Source organism: Phaeodactylibacter xiamenensis (assembly GCF_000759025.1).
Taxonomy (GTDB): Bacteria; Bacteroidota; Bacteroidia; order Chitinophagales; family Saprospiraceae; genus Phaeodactylibacter; species Phaeodactylibacter xiamenensis.
In genome coordinates, this window is the sequence record NZ_JPOS01000013.1 from 23680 (window position 1) to 30045 (window position 6366).

The window sequence follows — 6366 nt, forward strand, 5'->3', positions numbered from 1 at the left end:
GGGTAACTAAGGCAGGCTGTACGCTTTTGACCAGAGGAAATACCAGGTCTATATTTCTGTTCCACTGAACACAAACGGGCTTTTACTGTTCAGCAACCGCCTCAACCCCTTCTTTAACATCCTGATTATCAATCCCAAACCCGATCTTAACATTTTGTCGGGGTATGGCTTGCCTATTTTTCGTAATTTTGGAGGCTAACAGTGCTTGAGGCAGAGCCCCACGTGCTGTTCACACAATAATGTCTACCCATGAAAACCCAGTGTTTCAAACTGTCCTTAGGGCTGTTGGTTAGCTTAGCGCTTTCCTGTCAGCCTCTTTATGCAGACAGCACCCCCGAATTTGACGAGGCGACCATTATCGACCGCCTGGAACAGATCGAAGACCCCATCTTTGAATTAAAGTATAACAGTATTGTAGGTGCCTACATCCGGGGCTACCTTTACCGCCGGGAAGCCCGGAAGGCCGAGCTTGTTACAGGCAGAGCAGTACTTTATTTTCCAACGATAGAAGCGCTTTTGGCTAAGCACAGCATGCCACAGCAGCTTAAATACCTTCCCGTAGTCGAGTCTGCCCTTGACCCGCATGCGATTTCCCCGGTGGGTGCAGAAGGCCTTTGGCAATTCATGCCCGGTACTGCTGCCGATTACGGGCTGAAAGTCAACGATTATGTTGATGAAAGGCGGGACCCCCATAAGTCAACGGAAGCTGCCATACATTACCTCAAAAAGGCTTACGAGAAGTATGGGGACTGGGCTCTGGCACTAGCTGCCTATAACGGAGGTTCTGGCCGGGTAAGCCGGGCGATCAAAAGAGGGCGTAGCAAGAACTTCTGGAAGATCCGCCGTTATATGCCCAGGGAAACCCGCAACTATGTACCTGCATTCATTGCTGCTACGTATCTTATGGAATACTACAAGCAGTACGATATCGAACCCGTATATCCAGATTTGGAACTGCAAATCACAGAAGCCATTACGGTGTATGATGCAATTAGCTTTTACCGTATTGGCCAGTTGACCGGGCTTTCCATTGACAGGATAAAAACGCTTAATCCTGCTTACAAACGGGACTTAATCCCGAATGACCCGACTGGCAATTTCCTTATTCTGCCCAAGCGTGTCATGCAGGCAGTCAAAGACTATATGGAAGCCAAACGGCCCGACCACCTGGCAGACGCTTTCTTTGACGGGAGCCCGGTGAAAGCCTTACCTCCTATCCCTGATCAGTACCACCAAACTGTTTACTTTGTTACACAGGAAGAATCAGTTGCAGCGGTTGCAGAACGGCTTAAGGTTTCTGTCCATCAACTTATTGCCTGGAACCAGCTCAAAACGGATACCCTTGACGCAGGGCTAGAGCTCAGGGTTTTTTATCCTAAAAAAATCCGCCGGTTCCAACCAATGCCCAGGGTACCTGATCTTGACCACCTGCCAGCGGTCCCATTGCCTGCTGCCCTGCAGTTACCCGGCGCATATCAGCCAGAGCTACCAGCAGTACCTGCTCATTTTGTGATACGCCAACGCCAGCGTTTACTGGAGTTTTCCAGTCAATTTCAGAGTGTGCACGTGAACGATATTATAAAAATGAATGGTCTGGCGTCCGATGCCAAGCTGCGTCCCGGAAATGTAGTCAAAATACCCTGGTCGCTTCTTAGTGCAGTACATCCCAGCGAGTAAGCCCTCTGTCCTTAAAGGTATGCTCCACGGCGTCAAGAATAACCTCGCATGCCCATCGGATCTCCTCCTCTGTAATAATGAGAGGCGGGGCGATGCGCAGGGAGCGGTCATTAAACAGGAACCAATCGGTTAACAACCCTGCTTGCAAACAGCGTTTGATGACGGCCTGAATAAAGTCAAAATCGATCATTTCCACGGCCATCCACAGACCGGCACTGCGTACTTCCCGTATGCCCGGGTGCTTTAGCAATTCGAGAAAAAGCGCCTCTTTTTGCTTTACCTGTTGGATATAGTCTGTGGAAAGGAGTGTTTGCAAGGTCGCTAACCCGGCAGCACAGCTCACCGGGTGGCCGCCGAAAGTTGTAATGTGACCGAGAATAGGCTTATCAGAAAGGGCCAGCATCACTTCGCGGCTCGCTATAAACGCCCCAATAGGCATCCCCCCCCCCATACCTTTGGCCAGCAGTAATATATCAGGTACTACGTCATACTGCTCAAAGGCGAAGAGCGTGCCCGTCCGGCCATAGCCTGCCTGTATTTCATCAAAGATGAGCAAGGCTCCTACTTCTGTACACCGCTGGCGCAGCTTTTTGAGGTACCCTTCGGTGGGTGGCCGCACGCCCCATTCCCCCTGAACCGTCTCTACGACTACCGCCGCAGTTTGGGAGGTAATGTCCTGCAGGCACCATTCGCAATTGTATCCTATATGGCTTATGCCCGGCAGCAAAGGGTGGAAGGCTTGTGTAAAATCTTTGGGCCACATCAGGCTGGCAGCGCCTTGTGTACTGCCGTGGTAGGCCTTTTTGCAGGAAATGATTTCTGCCCGCCCGGTGTAACGCTTGGCCAGTTTCATGGCCCCTTCCGTAGCTTCTGTACCTGAGTTAACAAAGTATACACTTTCCAGAGAATCCGGCAATTGCCTGGCCAGCAATTCTGCCAGCTGAACCTGTGGCGCCAGGACAAACTCTCCGTACACGAGTGTGTGCAAATAGCGGTCTGCCTGGGTTTTAATTGCCTCTACCACTGCCGGATGTTTATGCCCGAGGCAACTGACCCCAATTCCTGCGATCAGATCAAGATAAGCCTTTCCTTCTTTGTTGTGCAGGTACATGCCCTGCGCAGAATCAATTTCCAGCATCAAAGGGAACGCGCTGGTTTGAGCGACATGTTGTAAAAACAGCTGACGAAGGTTCATAAATTGATTTTTTGTCCTGCACTCGACAAGCGGGGTAAATTAAATTGGGTTTCCGCATCTTTACAGGCAGCTGCACCGTATTTAATAAAACTATGCTTATTATCAAAATACTAAAGCTGCTGTAAGCACTTTACAAGCACCTTTTAATCAGCGATATTAGTTCAGATACCTGCAAGGTACTCCGGCTTTTACTTATTTTTAGGCATTAAATGCAGGAAAACGGTGGGCTCGAAAAGCTACTTTTTTGTGATTGCTGGTCTGAGTTTTTTCCTGTTCAGTTGCGAACAGGAGACTGCCCGTATGCCCGGCTACGAGGTACATGGGATTGATGTCTCTCATTATCAGGCGGAAATTGACTGGGAATCGGTCGCAGAGCAGGGGGTGCAGTTTGCATTTGTTAAAGCTTCTGAAGGGATGACCCTCATTGATACGCTGTTTTGTGACAACTGGGCGGCCATGAAAGCGGCTGATATCCGGCGTGGTGCCTACCATTTCTTCAGGCCTCAAACCCCTGTATACGAGCAGGCTTTCAACTTCCAGACGGCCGTCCAGATCGAACCGGGCGACCTCCCTCCTGTGCTGGATGTGGAAGTGCTGGACGGCGTATCTAAAGTGAAGCTGGTCAGTAGTGTGCTCACCTGGCTTTACCTTTCGGAAATTCACTACGGCGTCAAACCCATTTTGTATACCAACCTTAAATTTTATAATAAGTACCTGGCAGGGCACTTCGATGAATATCCGTTATGGATCGCCCGGTACAGCCGTCGGGAGCCCCGCCCTGCCTGTGGCCGGGACTGGCAATTTTGGCAATATGGCAACCGCGGCAATCTCCAGGGCATAGCGGGCCCTGTGGATTTTAATGTCTTCCAGGGAGATATGGCACAACTGGACAGCCTTTGTTATTTTCCTGCTCCGGTGTTGTCAGAAGTGGCCCAGCGTTAGCTAGACCGGAGCGTCAGACTTGAGGATGGCAATATTCTTTTCGGTAAGCTTGCTCAGCGGTACGATCACCCGTCGGTCTTTCGCATCAAGAGTGATCGTGCTATTATCGATTGCGATCACCTTTCCGGTCACGCCTTCAATTTCGACATTATCACCCAGGCTGACTTTGCCTTTATTGTAAAAGGAAGCCAGAAAGTTGGCCACGATGCTGCGGGAAGCAAAACCGTAACCGATCGCAAAAGCAAATACGATGCCTGCCAGTATAATGGATAAGTTGTCCTGGATAAAACCGGTATCGATTTTAGCCTGTGACAGGGCAATCATGATCACATTTAGAAATAAGAAGTAAAATACAATATTGGATACAAGCCCCGCTGCCGGGATAGCCAGCGAGTCACAAGTGGTTTTGACAATATTCTTTAGAAAATCACTGATGAACAGCCCAATAACCAAAACAGCTAAAGCGGAAATCACCACCGGGACGTAGTTGAGTATATCGCCAACGAGCACGGAGATCACCTCCATATTAAGGATATCCGTAGCGGCTACCACGAAAATAAACAACAGGAAATAATAGACAACCGTAGACAACAGCTTACTGGGTACAAGACGTATGTTGTTATTACTAAGGAGCTCTATTTCATTCAGCCGCTCAGCGAGGTGGTCGGCGCCGATACTCTTTAACATCTTACGGACCAGCCGTCTAGCCATTTTTGATACGATCAGCCCAATGATTAATACGGCGAATGCGCCCAGCAGGTTAGGAACTACGGCAGCAAAGCCCGCCAGTAATTGTTCAAGGATTTTCCACAGATTAAAGTTGGTTGTGTCCACGGTGGAATTGTTTTGAATTATTGATTATCTGATTTCATCCAAGCCTTCTTTCGGCAGTGAAGGGCCATGGTTATCTGGAGACGCAGCCGGGCCTTTGCGGGCATGTGCGTCCAGCCCGGCAGAAACAGGTTTCCTGCTAGAGTCTCCTCCTGCTGCCACGACCAGCACATCGACCATTTTGGGCACAAAGACATCGAGCAACTGCCCCACCAACCGAAGTGATTCAAAGGTTTTGAACAACCCCTGCTCCGTCCGCTCCTGTACATCAGGGTGAATGGCCTCCGCCTGCCGCTCTAAAAGCCGTTCGAAATTGTTCGGTCCTTCTTCCATGCCACTACATTATTGGTTGGGGGAATAAAGCCTGCCTCGTTTCCTGAGCTTTGGCTTTTGCCCGTTTGATTTTCATTTTCACTGCACTTTCGGTTTTGCCGATTATATCTGCGATTTCCTTAATTGACATACGGTCCTGATACTTCATCAAAAGCACCATACGGTCGCTATCCGGTATTTCCTGCAGGACCTGCTCCAGCTGGTCCAGTTCTATTTCAAAGATAATTTTATCCGAAACCTCTTCTTCTGCCAGGTCCGGAGCCTGCTCCATGTCATCAGAGAACAGATCCTTTTGTTTTTTCTTGCGGCGCAGGTAATCGATGCAATAGTTATAGGTAATAGAATAAACCCAGGTAGAAAACCTTGACTGCTCCTTAAACCTCGACAGATTGAGAAACACTTTTGTAAAGATTTCCTGGGTCGCATCCTGGGCTAGTGCATCATCTTTCAGCATTGAGATGCACTTGGCATAGATTCTGCCGACATAACGATCATATAGCACCTTGAAGCAAGCAGCCGCCTGCGTTTCGAGGTAACTATGAATGACCTTCAGGTCCTTCATCTCTTTATTGCAAGTGTTTTCCAAGGGGTACTTGTTTTGACACCGCCCCTGTAACTTCCATACTGGAACTATTGGGACGCAAGTTTCCGAAATAAGTTACTCCTAAATGCTGAACTACTATAAACTTTAACGTTTCAGCCGAGGGAGTATCCGATAAAAATAAATGTGCAATCAATCAATGAAGGGAGAGTCTGTTGTTACGTAGGAGCATTATGTTGCATGAGCCCATCTACTCCTTCTACTTCTCATTTAAGGTTGAAGATACGAGAAAGGACCTTGAATGACAAACACCAAGTACTAATCTACAACAACTGTTAATAGTAAAGCCATGCATTATTTCAGCCCCCGGAGTTGGGCAGGTTTTACATTCAGTGCATATTGGGCTATATCGTATGGCTATAAAACCAGAAAGCCCCGCTGCGGTATTCTGCAACGGGGCTTAAGGTTAGATTGAGCTGGCAGCGACCTACTCTCCCACTTTCGTAGTACCATCGGCGCTAGGGAGCTTAACTGCTCTGTTCGGAATGGGAAGAGGTGGAGCCTCCCTGCTATAACCACCAGCAATTCTTGCGCTGCCCTTTGGCAGGCTATATCTTGACAAGTTGGGGTCAGAAAGTTCTTTGAAATCAAGCTTTAGTAGCGCTGTAGTGTGCGCTTGCTCCCTTTCACGGGAAGCTTTCGGGCAATTAGTACTACTCGGCTCCACACATCACTGCGCTTCCACCTGTAGCCTATCTACGTAGTCATCTTCTACAACCCTCTAGGAATACTCATCTTGGAGCCGGCTTCGCACTTAGATGCTTTCAGTGCTTAGCTTAAATACCTT

General features: G+C 48.7%; 6 protein-coding genes and 2 rRNA genes. 2 read left to right on the top strand and 6 right to left on the bottom strand.

Annotation, left to right across the window (positions count from 1 at the left end; genetic code table 11):
- The first annotated feature begins 249 nt into the window (after positions 1-249).
- Positions 250-1677 (top strand): lytic transglycosylase domain-containing protein, encoded by a 1428-nt coding sequence (locus IX84_RS05730; protein WP_052515791.1) that lies wholly within the window; start codon positions 250-252, stop codon positions 1675-1677.
- Here IX84_RS05730 and IX84_RS05735 read toward each other — a convergent pair.
- On the bottom strand, positions 1652-2872 hold the full coding sequence (locus tag IX84_RS05735; RefSeq protein WP_044217420.1) for an aspartate aminotransferase family protein: 1221 nt from the start codon (positions 2870-2872) through the stop codon (positions 1652-1654). The two genes, IX84_RS05730 and IX84_RS05735, sit on opposite strands and share 26 nt — an antisense overlap.
- A 246-nt stretch (positions 2873-3118) precedes the next feature.
- On the opposite strand from IX84_RS05735, the gene IX84_RS05740 reads away from it, so the two are divergent.
- On the top strand, positions 3119-3814 hold the full coding sequence (locus IX84_RS05740; RefSeq protein ID WP_238578234.1) for a glycoside hydrolase family 25 protein: 696 nt from the start codon (positions 3119-3121) through the stop codon (positions 3812-3814).
- Here IX84_RS05740 and IX84_RS05745 read toward each other — a convergent pair whose 3' ends face one another.
- The 5 genes from IX84_RS05745 to IX84_RS33840 all read right to left on the bottom strand — a co-directional run.
- Positions 3815-4648, bottom strand: coding sequence for a mechanosensitive ion channel family protein (locus tag IX84_RS05745; RefSeq protein WP_052515793.1), 834 nt, complete (start codon positions 4646-4648; stop codon positions 3815-3817).
- Positions 4649-4672: 24 nt separating this feature from the next.
- A complete protein-coding gene (locus IX84_RS05750) occupies positions 4673-4978 on the bottom strand; it encodes a hypothetical protein (protein ID WP_044217424.1) in 306 nt (101 codons plus the stop codon).
- Positions 4979-4982: 4 nt separating this feature from the next.
- Entirely contained in the window at positions 4983-5564 is a 582-nt protein-coding gene (locus IX84_RS05755; protein ID WP_238578235.1) for an RNA polymerase sigma factor, read from the bottom strand.
- Between the two features lie 429 nt (positions 5565-5993).
- Positions 5994-6102: ribosomal RNA gene (rrf, locus tag IX84_RS05760) — 5S ribosomal RNA — on the bottom strand.
- 104 nt (positions 6103-6206) lie between these two features.
- Positions 6207-6366 (bottom strand): 23S ribosomal RNA (locus IX84_RS33840); the annotation flags it as partial.